19 protein-coding genes and 1 pseudogene are annotated in these 20,206 nt (G+C 67.7%); 14 read left to right on the top strand and 6 right to left on the bottom strand.

What is annotated here, in order from left to right; all coding sequences use genetic code 11:
• Window positions 1-169: 169 nt before the first annotated feature.
• From fabG to mpl, 4 genes are read right to left on the bottom strand one after another with little or no spacing between them, the layout of a single operon-like run.
• Window positions 170-910, bottom strand: coding sequence for a 3-oxoacyl-ACP reductase FabG (fabG, locus tag AC1Z3O_RS01545; RefSeq protein WP_483512970.1), 741 nt, complete (start codon window positions 908-910; stop codon window positions 170-172).
• A 25-nt stretch (window positions 911-935) separates the two neighbouring features.
• Complete coding sequence (locus AC1Z3O_RS01540) at window positions 936-1,541, bottom strand: chorismate--pyruvate lyase family protein (protein ID WP_483512968.1); 606 nt, start codon at window positions 1,539-1,541, stop codon at window positions 936-938.
• Complete coding sequence (locus AC1Z3O_RS01535; protein WP_483512966.1) at window positions 1,538-2,143, bottom strand: YqiA/YcfP family alpha/beta fold hydrolase; 606 nt, start codon at window positions 2,141-2,143, stop codon at window positions 1,538-1,540. The genes AC1Z3O_RS01540 and AC1Z3O_RS01535 overlap by 4 nt, the downstream gene beginning before the upstream one ends.
• Before the next feature lie 23 nt (window positions 2,144-2,166).
• Complete coding sequence (gene mpl, locus AC1Z3O_RS01530; RefSeq protein ID WP_483512964.1) at window positions 2,167-3,552, bottom strand: UDP-N-acetylmuramate:L-alanyl-gamma-D-glutamyl-meso-diaminopimelate ligase; 1,386 nt, start codon at window positions 3,550-3,552, stop codon at window positions 2,167-2,169.
• 155 nt (window positions 3,553-3,707) lie between these two features.
• Between mpl and AC1Z3O_RS01525 the strand changes: the two genes are divergently transcribed.
• The 10 genes from AC1Z3O_RS01525 (at window position 3,708) to AC1Z3O_RS01480 (ending at window position 12,502) form a co-directional block, all read left to right on the top strand.
• A complete protein-coding gene (locus AC1Z3O_RS01525; protein ID WP_483512962.1) occupies window positions 3,708-4,415 on the top strand; it encodes a UDP-N-acetylmuramate--alanine ligase in 708 nt (235 codons plus the stop codon).
• Between the two features lie 42 nt (window positions 4,416-4,457).
• Window positions 4,458-5,000: a TlpA family protein disulfide reductase gene (locus AC1Z3O_RS01520; RefSeq protein ID WP_483512960.1), complete on the top strand. Its 543-nt coding sequence runs from the start codon at window positions 4,458-4,460 to the stop codon at window positions 4,998-5,000.
• Between the two features lie 275 nt (window positions 5,001-5,275).
• On the top strand, window positions 5,276-5,713 hold the full coding sequence (gene aroQ / locus AC1Z3O_RS01515) for a type II 3-dehydroquinate dehydratase (protein WP_483517490.1): 438 nt from the start codon (window positions 5,276-5,278) through the stop codon (window positions 5,711-5,713).
• 149 nt (window positions 5,714-5,862) lie between these two features.
• Entirely contained in the window at window positions 5,863-6,315 is a 453-nt protein-coding gene (gene accB, locus AC1Z3O_RS01510; RefSeq protein WP_483512958.1) for an acetyl-CoA carboxylase biotin carboxyl carrier protein, read from the top strand.
• A 168-nt stretch (window positions 6,316-6,483) separates the two neighbouring features.
• Complete coding sequence (gene accC, locus AC1Z3O_RS01505; protein WP_483512957.1) at window positions 6,484-7,851, top strand: acetyl-CoA carboxylase biotin carboxylase subunit; 1,368 nt, start codon at window positions 6,484-6,486, stop codon at window positions 7,849-7,851.
• Window positions 7,852-8,009: 158 nt separating this feature from the next.
• Window positions 8,010-8,903, top strand: coding sequence for a 50S ribosomal protein L11 methyltransferase (gene prmA / locus AC1Z3O_RS01500; protein ID WP_483512955.1), 894 nt, complete (start codon window positions 8,010-8,012; stop codon window positions 8,901-8,903).
• Window positions 8,904-8,912: 9 nt separating this feature from the next.
• Window positions 8,913-10,406, top strand: coding sequence for a DUF3426 domain-containing protein (locus tag AC1Z3O_RS01495; protein ID WP_483512954.1), 1,494 nt, complete (start codon window positions 8,913-8,915; stop codon window positions 10,404-10,406).
• Window positions 10,407-10,474: 68 nt separating this feature from the next.
• On the top strand, window positions 10,475-10,975 hold the full coding sequence (gene tpx, locus AC1Z3O_RS01490; protein ID WP_483512952.1) for a thiol peroxidase: 501 nt from the start codon (window positions 10,475-10,477) through the stop codon (window positions 10,973-10,975).
• A 94-nt stretch (window positions 10,976-11,069) separates the two neighbouring features.
• Window positions 11,070-12,017, top strand: a complete 948-nt coding sequence (locus tag AC1Z3O_RS01485; RefSeq protein ID WP_483512950.1) for a carbohydrate kinase family protein — start codon at window positions 11,070-11,072, stop codon at window positions 12,015-12,017.
• 17 nt (window positions 12,018-12,034) lie between these two features.
• Window positions 12,035-12,502: an outer membrane lipoprotein gene (locus AC1Z3O_RS01480; RefSeq protein ID WP_483512948.1), complete on the top strand. Its 468-nt coding sequence runs from the start codon at window positions 12,035-12,037 to the stop codon at window positions 12,500-12,502.
• Between the two features lie 253 nt (window positions 12,503-12,755).
• On the opposite strand, the pseudogene AC1Z3O_RS01475 reads toward AC1Z3O_RS01480, so the two are convergent.
• Both AC1Z3O_RS01475 and AC1Z3O_RS01470 read right to left on the bottom strand, forming a co-directional pair.
• A pseudogene (locus AC1Z3O_RS01475) lies at window positions 12,756-13,473 on the bottom strand (histone H1-like DNA-binding protein).
• A 431-nt stretch (window positions 13,474-13,904) separates the two neighbouring features.
• Window positions 13,905-14,270: a hypothetical protein gene (locus AC1Z3O_RS01470; RefSeq protein WP_483512946.1), complete on the bottom strand. Its 366-nt coding sequence runs from the start codon at window positions 14,268-14,270 to the stop codon at window positions 13,905-13,907.
• 888 nt (window positions 14,271-15,158) lie between these two features.
• On the opposite strand from AC1Z3O_RS01470, the gene AC1Z3O_RS01465 reads away from it, so the two are divergent.
• The 4 genes from AC1Z3O_RS01465 (at window position 15,159) to AC1Z3O_RS01450 (ending at window position 20,162) form a co-directional block, all read left to right on the top strand.
• Window positions 15,159-15,629 (top strand): DUF2147 domain-containing protein, encoded by a 471-nt coding sequence (locus tag AC1Z3O_RS01465; RefSeq protein ID WP_483512944.1) that lies wholly within the window; start codon window positions 15,159-15,161, stop codon window positions 15,627-15,629.
• 205 nt (window positions 15,630-15,834) lie between these two features.
• On the top strand, window positions 15,835-16,818 hold the full coding sequence (locus AC1Z3O_RS01460; RefSeq protein WP_483512942.1) for a Bug family tripartite tricarboxylate transporter substrate binding protein: 984 nt from the start codon (window positions 15,835-15,837) through the stop codon (window positions 16,816-16,818).
• Window positions 16,819-17,181: 363 nt separating this feature from the next.
• On the top strand, window positions 17,182-19,425 hold the full coding sequence (locus AC1Z3O_RS01455) for a TonB-dependent receptor (RefSeq protein WP_483512940.1): 2,244 nt from the start codon (window positions 17,182-17,184) through the stop codon (window positions 19,423-19,425).
• Window positions 19,426-19,475: 50 nt separating this feature from the next.
• The gene (locus AC1Z3O_RS01450) at window positions 19,476-20,162 is read left to right on the top strand and encodes a Fe2+-dependent dioxygenase (protein WP_483512938.1); all 687 of its coding nucleotides are present in this window, start codon (window positions 19,476-19,478) and stop codon (window positions 20,160-20,162) included.
• Window positions 20,163-20,206: the final 44 nt, after the last annotated feature.

Here is a 20,206-nt window from a genome sequence, read left to right as displayed (position 1 = left end):
CGAAGCCGGTCCTGCGGGAGGGAATGGGGCCGGACGGCATATCGTCCGATATCGTCCGGCCAGAAACGCGATGATACCGCACCAGCGCTGGGCACCGCGCGGACGGCCGGTGCGGCCCATGACCGCCGGCGGCGCGCACGGCGCCCCGGCAGCGCGGTCTAGCGCGGTCTTAGAGCGACATGCCGCCGCTGGCTTCGATGGCAGTGCCGTTGATATAGCTGGCGTCGTCGCTGGCGAGGAAGGCATAGACGCTGGCGATCTCGGCCGGCTGGGCCAGGCGGCGCAGCCAGCACGACTCCTGCATGCCGTCGAGCACCTTCTGCGGCACGGTCTGCAGGATCTCGGTGGCGACGAAGCCCGGGCACACGGCATTGACGCGCACGCCCTTCGGCCCCAGCTCGCGCGCCCAGGTCTTGGTGAAGCCGATCACGCCGAACTTGCTGGCCGCGTAGTTGGTCTGGCCGAAATTGCCGTACAGGCCGACCACGCTGGAAGCGTTGAGGATCACGCCGCGGCCCTGCTCGGCCATGATGGAAGCCACCGACTGCGAGCAGTTGAACACGCCCTTCAGGTTGACGTCGATCACTGAGTCGAACTGGGCCTCGGTCATCTTTGCCAGGCGCGCGTCCTTGGTGATGCCCGCGTTGTTGACCAGGATATCGACGCGGGTGTACTTCGCCAGCGTGGCGCCGACCATGGCGTCGACCTCGTCGCGGCGCGTCACGTCGACCTTGAAGGCCTCGACTGTAGCGCCCGTGGCGGCCAGGCTGGCCGCGGCTTCGCGCACGCGCGCCTCCTGCACATCGCACAGGATGACGATGGCGCCTTCGGCGGCAAAGCGCTGCGCCGTGGCAAAGCCGATGCCGGCCGCCGCGCCGGTGATGATCGCTACGCGTCCCTGCAGTTTCATGGGTGTCTTCTCTTCGCTTGTTTGGTCAGGATGAAAAAGAGGGCCGCGGTCTGGCGCCGCGGTCCCCGGGAGCCGCTCGCCGCAGCAGGTCCGGCAGAAAGACCTCCGTGACGAGCATGACGCCGGCGCCGCGCCGGAATACGGAGCGGCGCGCGGGCAGCATGGTGCCGGTGGCCAGCCCGGGCAGTGCGTGGCGCAGCCGCTGGCGCAGCGGATGATGCGGCAGCAGGCGCGCAAACTGGAACGGCTCGCGGCTGACGCGGGGGTCGGTGAACAGCGCGCCGCCCAGCGGGCGCTCGCCGAGGCCGCGCAGGAAGGGCCAGTCGCGCCGGGCATGGCGCGCCAGCACGACGGTGTGCGCGAACACGGCCGGCACGCCGTCGCAGACCAGCACCACGTCCCGCTCGAGCACCGGCACCGGCCGCGCCGCACCCAGCGCCCGCCATTCGTCGGCCAGCGGCAGCGCCATGCGCTGGGCCAGCCGGCGCACGCGGAACTCGAGGCTGGCGGCGACCAGGCGCACGGTCAGCGAGCCGTCGCCGCAGACCCAGCGCCGCAGATTGGGTGGGAGGGCCGCGTCGGCGGCCAGGCTCGTGGTCCAGCCGCAGCGGCGCGTGTGGGCGCCGCTCATGGGCCGGGCCGGCTGCCGCCGGGCCCGTAGCCGCAGAAGTCCAGCACCTCGTCGACGTAGTCAGCGAACTCGCTGATGCCGTGGTCGCTGCCCTGGATCACCCTGGTGTGGGCGCCCGGGAAAGCGGCCACCATTTCACGGTAGTCCAGCACCTCATCGCCGGTGGCGGCCAGCAGCAGGTAGCGCTCGGGGGCGGTGATCGTGTCGGCGCGCAGGTCGAGCAATTCCTGCAGATGGCGGCGCTCGACCACCACTTCGCCGCCACCGTGCCACAGCGGCTGCGCGCCTAGGTAGGATTCCAGGTCGGTCCAGGGATGGACGGCAGGGTTGAGCAGCACCGTGCGGCAACCGTGGCGCTCGCCCAGCCAGCGCGCGTAGTAGCCGCCCAGCGAGGAGCCGATGATGGCGAGCGGCTGGTCGGCATCGCCGGCGCGCGCCGCGGCGATGGCCGCCTCGGCCTGGGCGATCGCGCGCGCCGGCGAGACGTCGAGCATCGGGCAGGCGTAGTAGCGTCCCAGGCCCAGGTCGCGCATGCGCTGCTGGATCAGCTGCGCCTTGAACGACCGCGGCGAGGAACGGAAACCGTGCAGGTACAGCAGCATGGCGCGGGTCCGTGGCGTCCGGCTCAGGCGGCCGGCTTGCCGAGCGCGTCCAGCAGCTTCTGGTGCACGCCGCCGAAACCGCCATTGCTCATCACCAGCACGTGGTCGCCCGGACGGGCGGCGGCGGTCACGGCCGCCACCAGGGCCTCGAGATCGTCGAAGGCGCGGGCGCGCTCGCCCAGCGGCGCCAGCGCGCCGGCCAGGTCCCAGCCCAGCGCGTCCTTGCCGCTCGGTGCGCCGTAGCCGAACACCAGGTCGGCGCCTTCCAGGCTGGCTGGCAGTTGCGCCTTCATCACGCCCAGCTTCATGGTGTTGGAGCGCGGCTCCAGCACGGCCAGGATGCGGGCCTGGCCCACGCGCTTGCGCAGGCCGCCGATGGTGGTCTGGATGGCGGTCGGGTGGTGGGCGAAGTCGTCGTAGACGGTGATGCCGCCGACCTCGCCGCGCACCTCCATGCGCCGCTTGACATTGGCGAAGCGGGCCAGCGAGGCGATCGCCTGCGCCGCCGGCACGCCCACGTGGCGGGCGGCGGCAATGGCGGCGAGCGCGTTCATGCGGTTATGCACCCCCTGCAGCGCCCATTCGACGCGGCCCTGCAAGGTTTCGTCCAGCAGCACCTCGAAGGCTTCGCTGTCCGCCTGCGAACTGGCGCCGGCCGCGTCGCGCTCGGTCCAGTTGCCCACGCCGAAGGTCTCGACCTCGCTCCAGCAGCCGCGTTCTAGCACGCGCGCCAGGCTCTCCTCGATGCCGTTGACGACCAGGCGCCCCTGGCGCGGCACGGTGCGCACCAGGTGATGGAACTGGGTCTCGATAGCGGCCAGATCGGGGAAGATGTCGGCGTGATCGTATTCCAGGTTGTTCAGGATGGCGGTGCGCGGGCGGTAATGGACGAACTTGCTGCGCTTGTCGAAGAAGGCCGTGTCGTACTCGTCCGCCTCGATCACGAAGAACTCGGAATCGGTCAGCCGCGCTGACACGCCGAAATTCTGTGGCACGCCGCCCACCAGGAAGCCCGGCTGGTAGCCGGCATCCTCCAGGATCCAGGCGAGCATCGAGGTGGTGGTGGTCTTGCCGTGCGTGCCGGCCACCGCCAGCACCCAGCGGCCGGCCAGCACATGCTCGCCCAGCCATTGCGGCCCTGATATATAAGGCAGGTTGCGGTCGAGGATGGCCTCCATCAGCGGATTGCCCCGCGAGACCACATTGCCGATCACGAACAGGTCGGGTTCGAGCGCAAGCTGGGCCGGGTCGAAGCCCTCGATCAGTTCGATGCCCTGGGCCTGCAGCTGCGTGCTCATGGGCGGGTAGACGTTGGCGTCGCAGCCGGTCACGCGGTGGCCGGCCTGCCTGGCCAGCACTGCCAGGCCGCCCATGAAGGTGCCGCAGATGCCGAGGATGTGGATGTGCATGAAATCCGGTATGGCGTGGGCCGGCGCGGACGCCGGACGGTCAGCCATTGTACCCGAGCGTCCACACGCTTCGCTGCAGTGCGGCATCCGGACCGATCCGGATGGACCCGCGCCGGCGCGGCAGTGGCGCGGGCCGGCTCCGGTATCATCATGACATGTCCAGACGCCTGCCCTCCGACCCCGCCCGCCTGCGCGAGGAAATCGCCCAGGCCGCCGCCCGCATGATCGCGGAAGACGGTGCCGACTACGCCACGGCCAAGCGCAAGGCCGTGCGCCAGTTGCTGGGCGACGTGCGCGTGGCCGGCGAGTGGCTGCCCGACAACGACATGGTGGAAGAAGAGGTACGCGCCTACCAGGCGCTCTTCCACTCAGACAGCCAGCCCCGCATCCTGGCGCTGCTGCGCCGGCTGGCCGCGCTGGTCATGGCCGAACTGGCCGGCTTCCGCCCTTATCTGGTCGGCGCCGCCCTCAACGGCACCGCCACCGAGCATTCCGATGTCTATCTGCAATGCTTCTGCGACAGCGCCAAGGACGTCGCCCTGCACCTGCTCAATGCCGGCGTGGACTTCGACACCAGCGAGACCCGGCATTTCGCGGGACGCGGCGAGGTGGAAACACTCAGCTTCCTGTGGCGCGGCCAGTGGCCGGCCGGGCGCGAGGCGCGCGCGCTGGCGGCCGAGGTGCGCGCGGAACTTGGCGCACCCGTCGGCATCCATATAGCACTGTATGATGCGGACGATGAGCGCGGCGCAGTGCGCGCCGATGCCAGCGGCCGGATCGCCCGGGCCGACCTGAACGCCGTGCGCGCCCTGCTGGCCACGGCCGCTGAGAGCAGCCAGGCCGCCGAGGCGCCACGTGACTGACCCCGCCCTCCCCGGGGCGAACCACCAAGCTAGCGGCAAGACATGACCCCATCTCCCGCCCCCCGGCGTTCGCGCCTGTGGATCTGGCTGCCTGCCATCCTGCTGGCCACGCTGGCCGGCGTGCTGGCCAGCCACTACGTCTTCACGCCGAAACCGGCGACCGATCAAGCCGTCGAAGCCTTCTTCCAGGCCAAGCTGCCCGATCCGGCCGGCGCGGGTCTCGACCTGGCCGCGCTGCGGGGCAAGACGCTGGTGGTCAATTTCTGGGCGCCCTGGTGCGGCCCCTGCGTCGAGGAGATGCCCGACCTGACCGCGCTGCACCGTGAGTTCGCCGGCAGCAAGGTGGAATTCGTCGGCATCGGCATCGATTCGGCCAGCAACATCCAGCAGTTCCTCAAGAAAGTGCCGGTCGACTACCCACTGGCCGTGGCCGGCTTCGCCGGCACCGAACTCGCGCGCAACTTCGGCAACGCAGCGGGCGGCCTGCCCTACACGGTGGTGATCACGCCCGACGGCACCGTGCAGTTCCGCAAGCTCGGCCGGGTGACGGCCGACGAACTGCGGGCGGTTCTGCCCAAGGCCTAAGGCATCGGACGGCAGCGGACAGCAAAATTCGCCGAATTGCGCCGAACCCGGGGAATCTCCCCGGATCTTGACGCAACTTCGGCGCCCGCGCCGAAAAGTGCAAGATTCGACACCCCATAGCTCCGAGAAGTCCTCGGATTTACCCCATACCTTGTATCTCGCGCTAGACAAATCCCTCTAAGCTACGGTAACCTCCGCGCAATTTCGTTGAAATGGTCGAGCTGCCGTGACCGCTACCCGCTCAAACCGACGCTCAGACTGGCTACCGCAAGGTACTGGTCCTGCACGGGCCAAACCTGAATCTGCTGGGCACCCGGGAGCCGGAAACCTACGGGCACACGACCCTTGCCGACATCGACGCCGCGCTGGCACAGCGCGCCACGAAGGCCGGCCTGGCACTCAGCAGCTTTCAGTCCAACCACGAAGGCGCGCTGGTCGACCGCATCCACGCGGCGCGCAGCGAAGGCGTGGACTTCATCATCATCAACCCGGCCGCCTACACGCACACCAGCGTGGCCATGCGCGACGCGCTGGCCGGGGTGGCCATCCCCTTCGTGGAGGTGCATCTGTCCAATGTGCATCGCCGCGAAAGTTTCCGCCATCACTCCTATTTCTCCGACCTGGCGGTCGGCGTGATTTGCGGGCTGGGCTGGCACGGCTATCTGCTCGCGCTGGACTACGCGCTGTGGCAGGAAGCGCCGCCGGGGACCTGAGCACCCGCTGTTCGCAGCAAAAGACGAAAGATGGCGCGCGACGCGCCTTGCTCCGCCGTGCGCGGCGAGGCCGGAAGCGGCCGCAAATAATTTTTTCCGTCGTTGCCCTTCCTGGCGGCGGCCGGACAACCCGATTGGAGGAATAGAAGATGGACCTGCGCAAGCTCAAGACGCTGATCGACCTGGTGGCCGAATCGGGCATCTCCGAACTGGAAGTGACCGAAGGCGAGGGCAAGGTGCGCATCGTCAAGGCGCCGCCCCAGATCGTGGCTGCGCCCCAGATGTTCCCCCAGGTACAAGCGGTCGCCGCCGCGCCGGTCCCGGCCGTGGCTGCTCCGGCCGATCCGGGCACGCCCCAGCTGCCGGCCGGCCACGTGATCACCTCGCCGATGGTGGGCACCTTCTACCGGGCGCCGTCGCCGGGCGCCGCGCCCTTCGTCAGCGTGGGCGACACCGTCAAGGAAGGCCAGACCGTCTGCATCATCGAAGCGATGAAGCTGCTCAATGAGATCGAGGCCGACAAGGCCGGCGTGATCAAGGAAATCCTGGTCGAGAACGGCCAGGCGGTCGAATACGGCCAGCCCCTGTTCGTCGTCGGCTGATCCTGACCGGCAAGCCAGGGCGCCCGCCCATCGCGCTCCACGCGGCCGCCTGGTCGGGGAGTCGAAGGGCGGCCGCGCCGCGCCGGCATCGGCCCGATTGCAGGGCCATGCGCCCGGCGCACTGCTGTGCAATGCGGCCTCGCCGCCCAGTTCTCGCTGAGACATACCATGTTTGAAAAAATCCTGATCGCGAACCGCGGCGAAATCGCCCTTCGCATCCAGCGCGCCTGCCGCGAGCTCGGCATCAAGACCGTGGTGGTCTATTCGGAAGCCGACAAAGAAGCCAAGTACGTCAAGCTGGCGGACGAGGCTGTCTGCATCGGCCCCGCGCCCTCGCCGCAGTCCTACCTCAATATGCCGGCCATCATCTCGGCCGCCGAGGTCACCGACGCCCAGGCCATCCACCCGGGCTACGGCTTCCTGTCGGAGAACGCCGACTTCGCCGAGCGCGTGGAAAAGTCCGGCTTCGTCTTCATCGGCCCGACCGCCGACAGCATCCGCCTGATGGGCGACAAGGTTTCGGCCAAGCAAGCCATGATCAAGTCGGGCGTGCCCTGCGTGCCCGGCTCTGAAGGCGCACTGCCGGAGGACCCGAAGGAGGTCATCGCCATCGCCCGCCGCGTCGGCTATCCGGTGATCATCAAGGCCGCCGGCGGCGGCGGCGGCCGCGGCATGCGCGTGGTGCACACTGAGGCTGCGCTGATCAACGCCGTCAACATGACGCGCGAAGAAGCCGGCCGTGCCTTCGGCAACCCCGAGGTCTACATGGAGAAGTTCCTGGAGAATCCGCGCCACGTGGAGATCCAGATCCTGGCAGACCAGCACAAGCAGGCCATCTGGCTGGGCGAGCGTGACTGCTCGATGCAGCGCCGCCACCAGAAGGTGATCGAGGAAGCGCCGGCACCCCACATCCCGCGCCGCCTGATCGAGCGCATCGGCGACCGCTGCGCCGAGGCGTGCAAGAAGATCGGCTACCACGGCGCCGGCACCTTCGAATTCCTGTACGAGAACAACGAGTTCTACTTCATCGAGATGAACACGCGCGTGCAGGTCGAGCACCCGGTCACCGAGATGATCACCGGCATCGACATCGTGCAGGAACAGATCCGCATCGCCTTCGGTGAGAAGCTGCGCTTCCGCCAGAAGGACGTGCAGCTGCGCGGCCATGCGATCGAATGCCGCGTCAACGCCGAAGACCCGTTCAAGTTCTTCCCCTCGCCGGGCCGCATCACCGCCTGGCACATGCCGGGTGGCCCGGGCGTGCGCGTCGATTCCCACGCCTATGACGGCTATTTCGTGCCGCCCAACTACGACTCGATGATCGGCAAGATCATCACCTACGGCGCCACGCGCGAGCAGGCCATCGCCCGCATGCGCATCGCGCTGTCGGAGATGGTGGTGGACGGCATCCTGACCAATGTGCCGCTGCACCGCGAGCTGATGCTCGACGCCAATTTCGTCGAAGGCGGCACCAGCATCCACTACCTGGAGCACCGCCTGCAGCAGAAGGAAGTCGCCAAGGGCGACAAGGCCTGAGGCCCGTCGCCGCCAGCAGGCCGGGCCGGGATGATCCCGGCCCTCCCTCCCGCCGCCATGTCATACTGGCGGCTATGGCAGGCCCGGCAGCGCCCGGGCCGCCATCCGACCCAGGCGCCACTCCGCGCGCCGCTCACCGGTTATTAGAAGGATCATCCGTGGCATTCCAGGAATGTGTGATCGAGATCGCCGAAGATCAGGCCGAAGCCTGGTCCGATGCGCTGTTCGATCTTGGCGCGTTGTCGGTTTCGGTGGAGGACGCCGATGCCGACACGCCCGACGAGCAACCGCTGTTCGGCGAGCCCGGGCTGGAGCCCAAGCGCCTGGCCTGGAACCGCTCGCGCGTGGTGGCGCTGTTCGATGACAGCCTGGACCCCGCACTGGTGGTGGCCGCGGCCGCCAACGCGCTCGGCGTCGACCCGCTCCCGCCCTACGTGCTGCGCGCCGTCGAGGACCAGGACTGGGTGCGGCTGACGCAATCGCAGTTCGAGCCCATCCGCATCGGCGAGCGCATCTGGGTGGTGCCCTCCTGGCACGATGCCCCGGAACCCGATGCGGTGGTGCTGGAACTGGACCCCGGCCTGGCCTTCGGCACAGGCAGCCACCCGACCACGCGGCTGTGCATGCAGTGGCTGGAGCAGAACCTGAAGCAGGGCGAAACCGTGCTCGACTACGGCTGCGGCTCCGGCATCCTGGCCATCGTCGCCAAGAAGCTGGGTGCGGGCGACACCATCGGCATCGACATCGATCCCAACGCCGTGGAAGCCTCGCGCTACAACGCCGAGCGCAACCAAGTCGAGGCCAGCTTCGCGCTGCCGGAAACGGTGTCGGACGCCACCTACGACCTGGTCGTGGCCAACATCCTGTCCAACCCGCTCAAGCTGATGGCGGCCATGCTCAGCGCGCGCGTGCGCCCGGGCGGCCGCCTGGTGCTGTCCGGCGTGCTCGAGCGGCAGGCCGACGAGGTCGCCGCCGCCTATGCGCCCTGGTTGGCGCTCAGCGTGTGGCGCAGCGAGGAAGGCTGGGTCTGCCTGCACGGCACCCGCGCCTGAAGCCCTCACATGGCTGCCGCCAAGCTTGTCACGCGCTGCCCGGCATGCCGCACGGCCTTCCGCCTTGTGGCCGACCAGCTGCGGCTGCGTGAAGGCCTGGTACGCTGCGGCCGCTGCGACACCGTATTCGACGCCCGCCGGCACCTGATCGAAGTGCCCGTGCCGGCGGCCTCCCCCGCGGCCGCGGCGCATGCCGGGCCTGCGGCGCCCTTCGGTACCGCGGCCGACACACGCGGCCACAGCGCCGCCCCCGACCAGGCCTACGCCCGAACCGCGCCGCAAATGCCGCCGGTATCGCCGGCATATGACGAGCCGGAGGAGACACCCCGGACCGCGCCGCCCTTCGATCCGGGTTACGACCCGGGCTATGACGTGCCGGCACTGGACGCGCCGACGATGATGATGGGCGCGCCAGGCACCACGACCGAAGTGGTACCGGAAGCGGGATCGGAAACAGCTGCGGAAACAACCATGGAAGCCGCGTCGGAAGCGGCTGCGGACACTCCAGCCGCGATCGTGGCAGCACGTGCCGCGGAAGACGAGGAAGACGCGGAAGACGAGGAACAGGCAGCAGGCCGCACCGATGCCGCCACCATGGCGCGCGAAGCGCACATGCCGGCAGCTTCCGCCACGCACGCCCCCGCCTCCCCCGCATGGCCCGCGATCGAATCCGGCGCGCTGGACGATCCCGCGCGCGCGTCGTCGCGCGCCGGCCCGCAAGCGCCATCCGCGGCAACGGCCGGCATCGAGGTCACCCTGCCGCCGGGCGCGCCCGCACAAGCCACGCCCACAGCGGGAAGCGAAGCTGAAGCGGCCCCCGCCGGCAATCCCGCCACGCGCGGTGTGGGTGGCTATCTGCGCAACGAAAGCACGCCGGACGCCATCGACGGCTCGCCCACCGCCATTGCGCGCGAACAGACCACGCGCCGCTGGACGCGCCAGGAGGAGCCGCCGGCCGCCGTGTTCGCGCCCGACTTTCTGCGCCATGCGCGCACGCGCGAGGCGCCCCCTGCGCGCCGCGCAGGCAAGCGCGCCTGGCTGGTGGCCGGCGCGGCCTTGCTGGGGCTGGCCGCCGCGGCGCAAGTCGCCTACCTGGCCCGCTCGCAGCTCGCCGGGCACTTTCCCGTGCTGCGCCCCGTGCTGGAATCGGCATGCGCGCCGCTGGGCTGCACCGTGCCGCCTTGGCGCGACCTCGATGCCCTGCGCATCGACACCTCGCAACTGCAGAAGCAGGATGAAGGCAGCGACGCCTACCTGCTCAGCGTCACGCTGCGCAACCAGGGCCGCGCCACCACCGCGCTGCCGGCCATCGAACTGGTGATGACCGACCTGCAGGACCAGCTGCTGCTGCGGCGCGTGCTCCAGCCCGCCGAGTACCTCTCTCCCGCGCAACGCGCATTCGCCGTCTACGGCATGCGGGCCGGCACGGAACTGGCGGTTCGGGTACGATTCCGGACGCAGCAGGCGCCAGCCAACTACCGCGTGCTGCTTTTCTATCCCTGAATTCTTCGGGCTCGCCGCGCGCCGTTTGATGCACGCACGCGGGCCCGCTTTTCCACACAGGAGCCAATATGAGCAACGTGACCCTCGGCGGCAACCCGATCGAAGTCGGCGGCAAGTTTCCCCAGGCAGGCGAGAAAGCCGCATCCTTCTCGCTGGTCGGCAAGGACCTGAAGGACGTCAAGCTGGAAGACTTCGCCGGCAAGCGCAAGATCCTGAACATCGTTCCCAGCCTCGACACCCCGGTGTGCCAGGCATCGGCCCGCCGCTTCAACGAAGCCGCAGGCAAGCTCGCCAACACCGTGGTGCTGACCATCTCGGCCGACCTGCCTTTCGCCATGGGCCGCTTCTGCACGACCGAAGGCCTGGACCACGTGGTGACGCTGTCGCTGATGCGCGGCGCCGAGTTCAAGACCAATTACGGCGTGGACATCCAGACCGGCCCGCTGGCCGGCCTGACCGCGCGCGCGGTGGTCGTGCTCGATGAGAACGACACCGTCACGTACAGCCAGCTGGTGCCGGAAATCAAGTCCGAGCCGAGCTACGACGCCGCGATCGCCGCCCTGAAGTAAGCGCCCTGAAGTAAGCCTTCCCGTCCGGCACGCGCGCCTCCCGCGCGTGCCGCGCCATGCCACCCCACCTTACCGAATTCCCCCTGGAGAAAGAATGGCCAGCCTGATTTGCGGCTCCGTCGCCTACGACACCATCATGACCTTCGAAGGACGGTTCCGCGAGCATATCCTGCCGGACCAGATCCACATGCTCAACGTTTCCTTCCTGGTGCCGGGCATGCGTCGCGAATTCGGTGGCTGCGCGGGGAATATCGCCTACACGCTCAAGCTGCTGGGCGGCGATCCGCTGGTCATGGCCACGGTCGGCGCCGACGCCGAACCCTACCTGCAATACCTGAAGCAGCTCGGCATTCCCACCACCTATATCCGCACGCTGCCGGACACCTTCACGGCGCAGGCGATGATCACCACCGACCTGGACAACAACCAGATCACCGCCTTCCACCCCGGCGCGATGAGCCAGTCGCAACTGTCCAGCGTGCTGGAGGCAGTGCGCGGCACCACGCCGCCGAAGCTGGGCATCGTCGCCCCCGACAGCCGCGAAGGCATGCTTCACCACGCCCAGGAATTCGCCGAGGCAGGCGTGCCCTTCATCTTCGACCTGGGCCAGGCGATGCCGCTGTTCGGCGGCGAGGACCTGCGCCAGTTCGTTGAACTCGCCAGCTACGTGACGGTCAATGACTACGAGGCGCAGGTGCTGCTGTCGCGCAGCGGCTGGCGCAGCGAAGATGTCGCCGCCAAGGTGCGCGCCTTCATCGTTACGCATGGCGAACAGGGCGCAAGCATTTACGCCGACGGGCGCAAGTACAGTATTCCCGCCGTGCCGGCGGAACGGATCGTCGACCCGACCGGCTGTGGCGACGCCTTCCGCGGCGGCCTGCTCTACGGCATCGAGAACGGCCTCGACTGGGAGACCACCGGGCGCCTCGCCAGCCTGATGGGCTCGATCAAGATCGCGCACCAGGGCCCGCAAAACCACAAGCCCTCGCAAGAGGAAATCCGTGACCGCTTCCAGGCGGCCTTCGGATACAACTACGCGTAGTTTTTTCGGGACACACCATGAATCAGAAGCTCCGCATCGGCACCGCCGCCGTGCTCGCAGCCACAACCCTGATGGCCGGCTGCGCCACGGAATCGAACTCGAACAGCGTCTACTCGCGCGCGCAGGCCCAGCGCGAGCAGACGATACGCTACGGCGTCGTGGAATCGGTGCGCGAGGTGACGATCCAGGGCAACCAGACCGGCGCGGGCACCATCGCGGGCGGCGCCATCGGTGGCGTCGCGGCCGGCAGCCTGATCGGCAGCGGCAACGGTTCGGTGGCCGCCGGCATTCTCGGCGCAGTGCTGGGCGGCATCGCCGGCAGCGCCGCCGAGAACAAGATCAACCAGCGCCGCGCCCTGGAGATCACGGTGCGCCTGGAGAACGGCGATATGCACGCCATCACCCAGGAGGCCGACGAGCTGTTCCGCCCGGGCGAGCGCGTGCGCCTGCTGTCCTCCGGTGGCATCACGCGCGTCACGCACTGACGCACAGCCGGCTGCTCCGGCCAGGGCGCCGCGACCCGCAAGGGCGCGGCGCTTTTCATTGGGTCCTCGTGAATGCCCGGAGCACGGGAGGCGCCGGCGCGGCGCCCAAAGAAAAACCCGCCGGGCTGGTGCCTGCGGCGGGTTGGCAAGACTAGCCGTCCTGCTGACCGGATACGCGGTATTCGGTCATGGCGGCACGCGACGCGTGCCTGGCAACAGCCGGTGACCGTGAACGGACACCGGCAAGGCGCGCTTACGGACGGTTGCCCGTCGGGAACGGCCAGGCCGCAGCCGGGTTCAGGGCCGTCTTGGCAGTCTGCAGCAGGCGCCACTGCGGGAGCAGCGGCAGGCTTGGCGGCAGGGGCTGCCTTCTTGGCGGCGGCCTTCTTGGGGGCTGCAGCCTTCTTGGGAGCAGCAGCGGCCTTGGGAGCAGCAGCCTTGGGAGCAGCGGCAGCCTTGGGCGCAGCAGCTTTCTTGGGAGCAGCAGCCTTCTTGGGCGCAGCGGCCTTCTTGGGCGCAGCAGCCTTCTTGGCCGGTGCTGCTGCCTTCTTGGCTGCAACCTTCTTCACTGCGGCCTTCTTGGCCGGTGCCGCGGCCTTCTTGGCGGCAACCTTCTTCACCGCGGCCTTCTTGGCCGGCGCTGCTGCCTTCTTGGCGGCAACCTTCTTCACCGCAACCTTCTTGGCGGCAACCTTCTTCACTGCAGCCTTCTTGGCGGCCGGTGCGGCCTTCTTGGCGGCAACCTTCTTCACCGCAACCTTCTTGGCAGCAACCTTCTTCACTGCGGCCTTCTTGGCGGCGGGCGCTGCCTTCTTGGCGGCAACCTTCTTCACCGCGGCCTTCTTGGCCGGTGCTGCCTTCGTGGCGGCGACCTTCTTCACTGCGGCCTTCTTGGCCGGTGCCGCGGCCTTCTTGGCGGCGGGCTTGGCGGCCTTCTTAGCCGCCGGTTTCTTCTTAGCAGTCGTTGCCATGGATAACTCCTTCACTGGCTAGTGAATATCGAATGACCTAGTTTGGCGACCCGACCGACCCGAGGCCTACTACCTTGCAGCGGCCCCAGTCGAGCGAGCGATTCATCGGCGCGCTGCCGGACAGCGGCCGCACGCTAATGAATTCGGTGTCAGGCGTGCCGCTCGAGGCGGCACGATCACGGCAGCGGGAAACCGGCATCCGGATTTCCGACGCTTGCCGCGCCCTGGAATATTCGATTTGCCTGCGCCGCTCTTCGAGTCGGCGCCCGGCCTGGTATGAGGAGATATCGGTCGGCAAGCCTGTCATGCGGGCTCGGCCTCGCGCATGGCAGACGGCATTCATTCGGGGGTAGCTGACCCAACCCGTTTCCGGGGCACAAGAGACTGCACGCATTTTGATAAGCCATCCCGGCCTGGTCTGCGTCAACGTTCTAGTGTTCCTCGGTTACCTGCATCACTGCATCTTCAAAACGCATCGCCATCGTCATTCGTTCCTGCGTCTTGCTTCCTTGCAATGAAGTGAGACTCTTGTCAAGGCGAATCATAATTCGTTTGCTCCATGATGTTAAGAAAAAAGTGCAAAAAAACTTGCGTGCAATGTTGATGCGATCTATCTCGACTTCGCATCGACCTGTCGCACGCATCGATGCGATCGTGCGACGCGAAGTCGAGACGCGAATCGCCGTGACGATCGACCTCGCGCGCATGCTGAGTCGAGTCGATTCGCACGCTCGCGCGAGAGTCGTCGCGCGCGCCAGCCATACCTCGCGCATCGCGCTCGCAATGCTTGCGGCCATCTGCCGAACACCACCGCAAGAGATCACAGCACAAGCTCGAGAACCGCATGGATAAAGGCTCTCCGGGTTGCAGCGCGGATTCGCGCGCGATGCCTGTGGGCACGTGATTGCCTGCGCCATCGCTCATCTCGAACACGGGCACGCTCGAGTCGCTGCGCGCGTGCTGTCACAGACGGCATGCAAACGCGTCGATGCGCGAAGGCACGCAAGACAGCCACGCTCGCAGTGCGCAGCGCATGTCGCGGACACGCGACGTATGACGATGGAAGTGATGCGTCCACGCAACGGTTTGCGACAGCATCGCATCGCGACACGTCGATGCACGCGCGTCGCGGACCCATGCAACACGCACTGCATGCGCGGCATGCACCGGAGCAAGTCGCGCATCGATGCGAAGCCGCGCTCGGCATGCGTGCGTCGACGCAAGGCGATCGCGCGACTGTCGCGCAAGGTGCGCGCTCGGCGCTGCGCGCGCATACGAGGGACGGCCCGCGCACCGGGTCCGCTGCCGCCGCCGCACGAGTCCATGCGCGCTGCCCGCTTGCGGCTCCGATGGCGCAGCTGCGTGTCAGGCCCGCTCTCACACTAGAGGGATGTCTCGGATTCGCCGCCGGCGCTTCTTTTGCTGCACCACGAAAAGCCTGGATGGCACACCACGCGGTCGTTTCCAGCCGATGCCGAAAGCCGGGCCAGCGTCTGCGCGAGCGCGCACCGAGATTGCAGTCCGGCGCCGCCGACAGTAGATTGGCAAGCGTGCCCGTTCCCCGCGCGTCGGCCGCAGGGTCGCGAACGGGCTTATCGCAGCACCAGGCAGCACCAGGCAGCACCAGGCAGCGCCAGGCAGCGCCAGTCCGCTCGCCCGCCATGCAACCAGAACAGGAGATCCCGATGCGCCATCACACCTCTCACGGCATTACCCGCGGCGTGCGCGCCGCCATGCTCGCCGCCGCCCTGCTGGGCAGCGCCGCCGCCTTCGCACAGGCGACACCCGCCGGCGTCTGGAAGACCATCGATGACACCTCCGGCAAGCCGCGGGGACTGATCGAGATCAGCGAGAAGGACGGGGTCTACAGCGGCAAGGTGCTCAAGAGCTTTGTCGAGGGGGAGGTGAAGTCCACGGTGTGCGACAAGTGCACCGACGCGCGCAAGGACCAGCCCGTGATCGGCATGACGATCCTGACCGGCCTGCGCAAGACGGGCGACAACGAATGGAGCGGCGGCGAAATCCTCGACCCCGAGAACGGCAAGATCTACAAGAGCAAGATGTCGCTCGCCGACGGCGGCAGCAAGCTGAACGTGCGCGGCTTCATCGGCATCAGCCTGATCGGCCGCACGCAGACCTGGGTGCGCGACCGCTAGCCGCCCCTGCCCGGTGCAAATCCGGGCGGCAACGCGCACGCCAGGCGCTGCGGCACCGCCGGCCTGGTGCGCGCCGGAACGGGCGCGCATTCAGCGGATTGACAGCTTCGCTGGGTATGATCGCTCGATCCCGCGGGCGATCCCCTTCCTGCCCTTCAGGCAACCTTCGCGCGCGGTCATTCCAGAACAGTCCAAGGAGACCCTGATGCGCATTTCCACCACCGGCCGTGCCCTGGCCATCGCCGCACCGCTGCTCGCAGCAGCCCTCGCGCCGGCCACCGCCGCCCACGCTACCGACGCATGGCCCACGCACGTGGTGAAGTTCGTCGTGCCGTTCACGCCCGGCGGCGCCAACGACCTGGTCGCGCGCGCCGCGGCGGACGCGGTCAGCAAGCGCCTGGGCCAGACCGTACTGATCGAGAACCGTCCCGGCGCGGGCGGCATCGTCGGCGCCGACTACGTGGCCAAGAGCAAACCCGATGGCTACACCTTCCTGGTTGGCGCGGTGGGCACCGTGACCAATGAGCTGATCCGCACCAAGATGCCCTACGCATCCGACGACCTGGTGCCGGTCTCGCTGATCGCCGTGAGCCCCTCGGTGATTGTCGCCGCGCCGTCGCTGCCGGCGAACAACCTGAAGGAACTGGTGGCGTACTCGAAGAAGCAGTCGGGCGGCGTCAACTTCGCCACCGCGGGCAGCGGCAGCACGCCCCACTTCGTCGAGGAGATGCTCAAGGAGAAAGGCGCGGTGCTGACCCCGGTGCCGTACAAGAGCGGTTCGGAGAGCATCACCGCGGTGATCGGCGGCCAGGTGGCGGCCACCTCCGAGGCAAGCGTGGTGGTGCTGCCGCAGATCAAGGCCGGCAAGCTGAAGGCGCTCGGCGCGACCTGGGACAAGCGCATGAGCGCGGCGCCGAACATTGCGACCACGGCCGAGCAAGGCATGCCCGAAGTTCGGATCGGCCATTGGGCGGGCCTGTTCGCGCCCAAGGGCACCGACCCGGCCATCCTGAAAAAGCTGAACGCGGAAATGAGCGCGGCCATGCAGACCCAGGAAACGCGAGAGCGCCTGCTGCCCAACGGCATCGAGCCCGCGGGTGGCTCGGTGGAGAGCTTCGTGGCCTTCATCAAGTCCGAGCGCGAGCGCCTGGGACGTATCGCGAAAAACGCGAACATGAGCGCGGACTGATCGATTTTTTCAAGTACCGCCGCAGCATGCTGCGGCCAATGTATGCACAGGCCCGCCTTCGCGCGGGCCTTTTTGCTGCCTGCCGCCTGCCAATATGAGCATTATGAGACTCTTATTTGCACTGGATGCCCCGTATCAGCGTCAGAAATGATGACAGATGATCTATCTTAAATACATTCAGATTGTTCTCATATTGTCTGTCTCAAACGCGCAACGCAAATTGCAACGAAAATCATTCGCATTTATATTTCGCGACGCCGATTCCGCACATGCCGCAGCCTCGGCCCGCGCCACCGGATAGCGGCAGCCACGCGATCAAGCGGGCGCCGCTCGGGCAGGGCCGACCAGACCAGACCATCCGAAATGAACCGCCGCACCCCGATCGCCACCGCGCTGCTCGCCCTCTTCGCCGCCCCCGTCGCCTCCCTCGCCCAACAAGCCCAGCCTGCACCCGCTGCGCCCGCCGCAGGTGCTACCACGCTGCAGGAAGTGGTCGTGCAGGGCAGCGGCAGCCGCGACGACTACAACGCCGTGCGCAGCTCCATCAGCAAGCTGCCCGAGGACCTGCACGACGTGCCGCAATCGGTGACCGTGGTGAACAAGGCCCTGATGGAGGCGCAGGGTGCCAACTCGCTCGCCGAGGCGCTGCGCAATGTGCCCGGCATCACGATCGGCGCCGCCGAGGGCAGCGCGATCGGCAACAACATCAACCTGAACGGCTTCTCCGCTCGCACCGACGTCTACCTGGACGGTTTCCGCGACCGTGGCCAGTACTATCGCGACACCTTTGCGCTGGAACAGGTGGAGGTGCTGATGGGGCCCTCCTCGATGCTGTTCGGCCGCGGCTCTACCGGCGGCGCGATCAACCAGGTCACCAAGAAGCCAACGCTGAAGGCAGCCACCGAAGTCAGCGGCTCGGTCACCACCAACGGCCTGGTGCGCGCCACCGCCGACTACAACACGCCGACCTCGGATACTTCCGCCTTCCGCATCTCGGCCATGGCGCAGAACGGCAAGCCCAGCACGCGCGACCAGATGACGGTGCAGGACTTCGGCATCGCCCCCTCGTGGCGCGCCGGCATCGGCACCTCGACCGAGATCACGCTGTCCGCCCTGCTCCAGCACAATCACGACATGCCGGACTACGGCGTGCCGAACCTCAACGGGCACCCGGTCAACGTCAACCGCAATACCTTCTACGGCTTCACGGACGACCGCACCAACCAGGACATCGCCTCGCTCAACGCCGGCATCACCCACAAGTTCTCGCCCAACCTGAAGCTGCGCAACCAGACGCAATTCAACTATGTGGAGACCGATGCCCGCGAAACTGCCCCCAACTCGGTGGGCACCGTCGGCGCAGGCGGCTTCACGCCCCTGACCGTCAGCGCGCTGCCGCTGGACCAGCTGTTCGTGCGCCTGCAGAGCCACGACCGCAAGATCCGCGACTACTCGATCTTCAACCAGACCGAGCTGACAGCCAACTTCGACACCGGTTCGGTCAAGCACACCCTGCTGTTGGGCGCAGAGCTCGGCCACGACGGCTATAACAACCAGAACTACTACCGCAACGGCACTTGCAACGGCCAGCCGCTGGTGACAGGAAAGACGGCGGTCACGTCGGGCTTCGTGGCGTGCGAACCGGTGGTCAACCCGCCGTACACCACCTCGCCGTCCAACGCGGCGAGCACGCCGGGCAACTTGCAGGGTGCCTCGGCCAACACGGTGGCAGCCTATGTGAACGACTCGATCGAGTTCTCCAAGCAGTGGAAGGCCGTTGCCGGCGTACGCTACGACCGCTACACCGCCAGCGTCACCAATTCGATCAATTCGGGCAACAGCGCGGGCGCTCCTTTCTTCAGCACGGCGCTGGCCAACGCCCAGCAGACCGTCAACTTCACCAGCGTGCGCCTGGGCGGCATCTGGCAGCCGACCGAGGCACAGTCCTATTACGTCTCCTACGGCACCTCATTCAACCCCTCGCTGGAACAGCTGACCGCCACCACCGGGCAGCAGAACCTGGACCCTGAAAAGAACAAGTCCTACGAAGTGGGCGGCAAATGGGACCTGATGGGCGGCGACCTGTCGCTGGACTCGGCGCTGTTCGACATCACCAAGGACAATGCGCGCACCCAGATCGATTCGACCACGTATGCGCTGACCGGCAAGATCCGCGTGCGCGGCTTCCGCGCGGGCGCCACGGGCCGCATCACCAGCAAGTGGCAGGTCTTCGCCGGCTACACCTATCTCGACGCCCAGATCGTGAACGGCATCGGTGCCGGCACGCAGGGCATGGTGCCCGCCAACACGCCCAAGCACACCGCGACGCTGTGGACCAGCTACCGCGTGCTGCCCGAATGGGAGGTGGGCGGCGGCGCATACTATATGTCGGAGCGCTTCGCCAACAATACCAACACCGTGCAGGTCGGCGGCTACGTGCGCTGGGACGCGATGGTGGCCTATCACCAGCCCAAGTACGATGTGCGCCTGAACCTGTTCAATGTGTTCGATAAGAAGTACTACGATGCGCTGATTGCGTCGGACGGCGGGCGCGCGGTTCCCGGCACGGGCCGCACCGCCATGCTGTCCTTCGTCTACCGCATGTAAGCGCCGCGGCTGCCCGCCGCGGCCCGCCCACCCTCGACGCGAGAAACCGCATGTTGATCCGCATTCCCAAGGTGCTCGACGCAGAACAGCTGGCCGCCCTGCGCACACGGCTGGAGCAGGCCGGCGAGGCCTGGGTCGACGGCCGCGCCTCGGCCGGCTACTCGGGTGCGCCGGTCAAGTTCAACCAGCAGATCGACGAACGTTCCGAGGTGGCGCTGGCCTGCCAGCGCCTGATCCTCGGCGTGCTGGAGCGGCATCCGCTGTTCATCAGCGCCACGCTGCCCAATATCGTCTATCCGCCGATGTTCAACCGCTACGGCGAGGGCATGACCTTCGGGCCGCACGTGGACGGCGGTGTGCGCATCCATCCGCACGACGGCCGCAAGCTGCGCACCGACGTCTCCGCCACGCTGTTCCTCTCCGACGCCGACAGCTACGACGGCGGCGAGCTGCAGGTGGAAGATACCTACGGCATGCACAGCGTCAAGCTGGAGGCCGGCGACCTGGTGGTCTATCCGGCCACCAGCCTGCATCAGGTCACGCCGGTCACGCGCGGGGTGCGCATGGCCAGCTTCTTCTGGATCCAGAGCCTGGTGCGCGACGACATGCAGCGCAGCCTGTTGTTCGATCTCGACAACGCCATCCAGCGGCTCAATGCCAGCGATGCGGACGCCGTCGCCCGTCGCACCCTGGTCGGCTGCTACCACAACCTGCTGCGGCAGTGGAGCGAGACCTGAGGCAGAGGACGCCGTCGGGCGCGAAGCCTGGATCATCGGTGGCC

This window comes from Cupriavidus sp. 09_S30 (assembly GCF_056930435.1).
Note: the sequence above shows the minus strand (reverse complement) of the source record. Positions and strands in the feature narration are given on the sequence as shown.

Excerpts from the sequence above, each read along its gene's own strand:
- AC1Z3O_RS01470 (WP_483512946.1), bottom strand. The coding sequence starts at position 14,270 with ATGGCCGCAAGCATTGCGAGCGCGATGCGCGAGGTATGGCTGGCGCGC.
- AC1Z3O_RS01480 (WP_483512948.1), top strand. The coding sequence starts at position 12,035 with ATGAATCAGAAGCTCCGCATCGGCACCGCCGCCGTGCTCGCAGCCACA.
- AC1Z3O_RS01460 (WP_483512942.1), top strand. The coding sequence starts at position 15,835 with ATGCGCATTTCCACCACCGGCCGTGCCCTGGCCATCGCCGCACCGCTG.
- tpx (WP_483512952.1), top strand. The coding sequence starts at position 10,475 with ATGAGCAACGTGACCCTCGGCGGCAACCCGATCGAAGTCGGCGGCAAG.
- AC1Z3O_RS01540 (WP_483512968.1), bottom strand. The coding sequence starts at position 1,541 with ATGAGCGGCGCCCACACGCGCCGCTGCGGCTGGACCACGAGCCTGGCC.
- AC1Z3O_RS01465 (WP_483512944.1), top strand. The coding sequence starts at position 15,159 with ATGCGCCATCACACCTCTCACGGCATTACCCGCGGCGTGCGCGCCGCC.
- AC1Z3O_RS01450 (WP_483512938.1), top strand. The coding sequence starts at position 19,476 with ATGTTGATCCGCATTCCCAAGGTGCTCGACGCAGAACAGCTGGCCGCC.
- AC1Z3O_RS01455 (WP_483512940.1), top strand. The coding sequence starts at position 17,182 with ATGAACCGCCGCACCCCGATCGCCACCGCGCTGCTCGCCCTCTTCGCC.
- accB (WP_483512958.1), top strand. The coding sequence starts at position 5,863 with ATGGACCTGCGCAAGCTCAAGACGCTGATCGACCTGGTGGCCGAATCG.
- accC (WP_483512957.1), top strand. The coding sequence starts at position 6,484 with ATGTTTGAAAAAATCCTGATCGCGAACCGCGGCGAAATCGCCCTTCGC.
- AC1Z3O_RS01535 (WP_483512966.1), bottom strand. The coding sequence starts at position 2,143 with ATGCTGCTGTACCTGCACGGTTTCCGTTCCTCGCCGCGGTCGTTCAAG.
- AC1Z3O_RS01485 (WP_483512950.1), top strand. The coding sequence starts at position 11,070 with ATGGCCAGCCTGATTTGCGGCTCCGTCGCCTACGACACCATCATGACC.
- fabG (WP_483512970.1), bottom strand. The coding sequence starts at position 910 with ATGAAACTGCAGGGACGCGTAGCGATCATCACCGGCGCGGCGGCCGGC.
- AC1Z3O_RS01520 (WP_483512960.1), top strand. The coding sequence starts at position 4,458 with ATGACCCCATCTCCCGCCCCCCGGCGTTCGCGCCTGTGGATCTGGCTG.
- AC1Z3O_RS01495 (WP_483512954.1), top strand. The coding sequence starts at position 8,913 with ATGGCTGCCGCCAAGCTTGTCACGCGCTGCCCGGCATGCCGCACGGCC.
- AC1Z3O_RS01525 (WP_483512962.1), top strand. The coding sequence starts at position 3,708 with ATGTCCAGACGCCTGCCCTCCGACCCCGCCCGCCTGCGCGAGGAAATC.
- mpl (WP_483512964.1), bottom strand. The coding sequence starts at position 3,552 with ATGCACATCCACATCCTCGGCATCTGCGGCACCTTCATGGGCGGCCTG.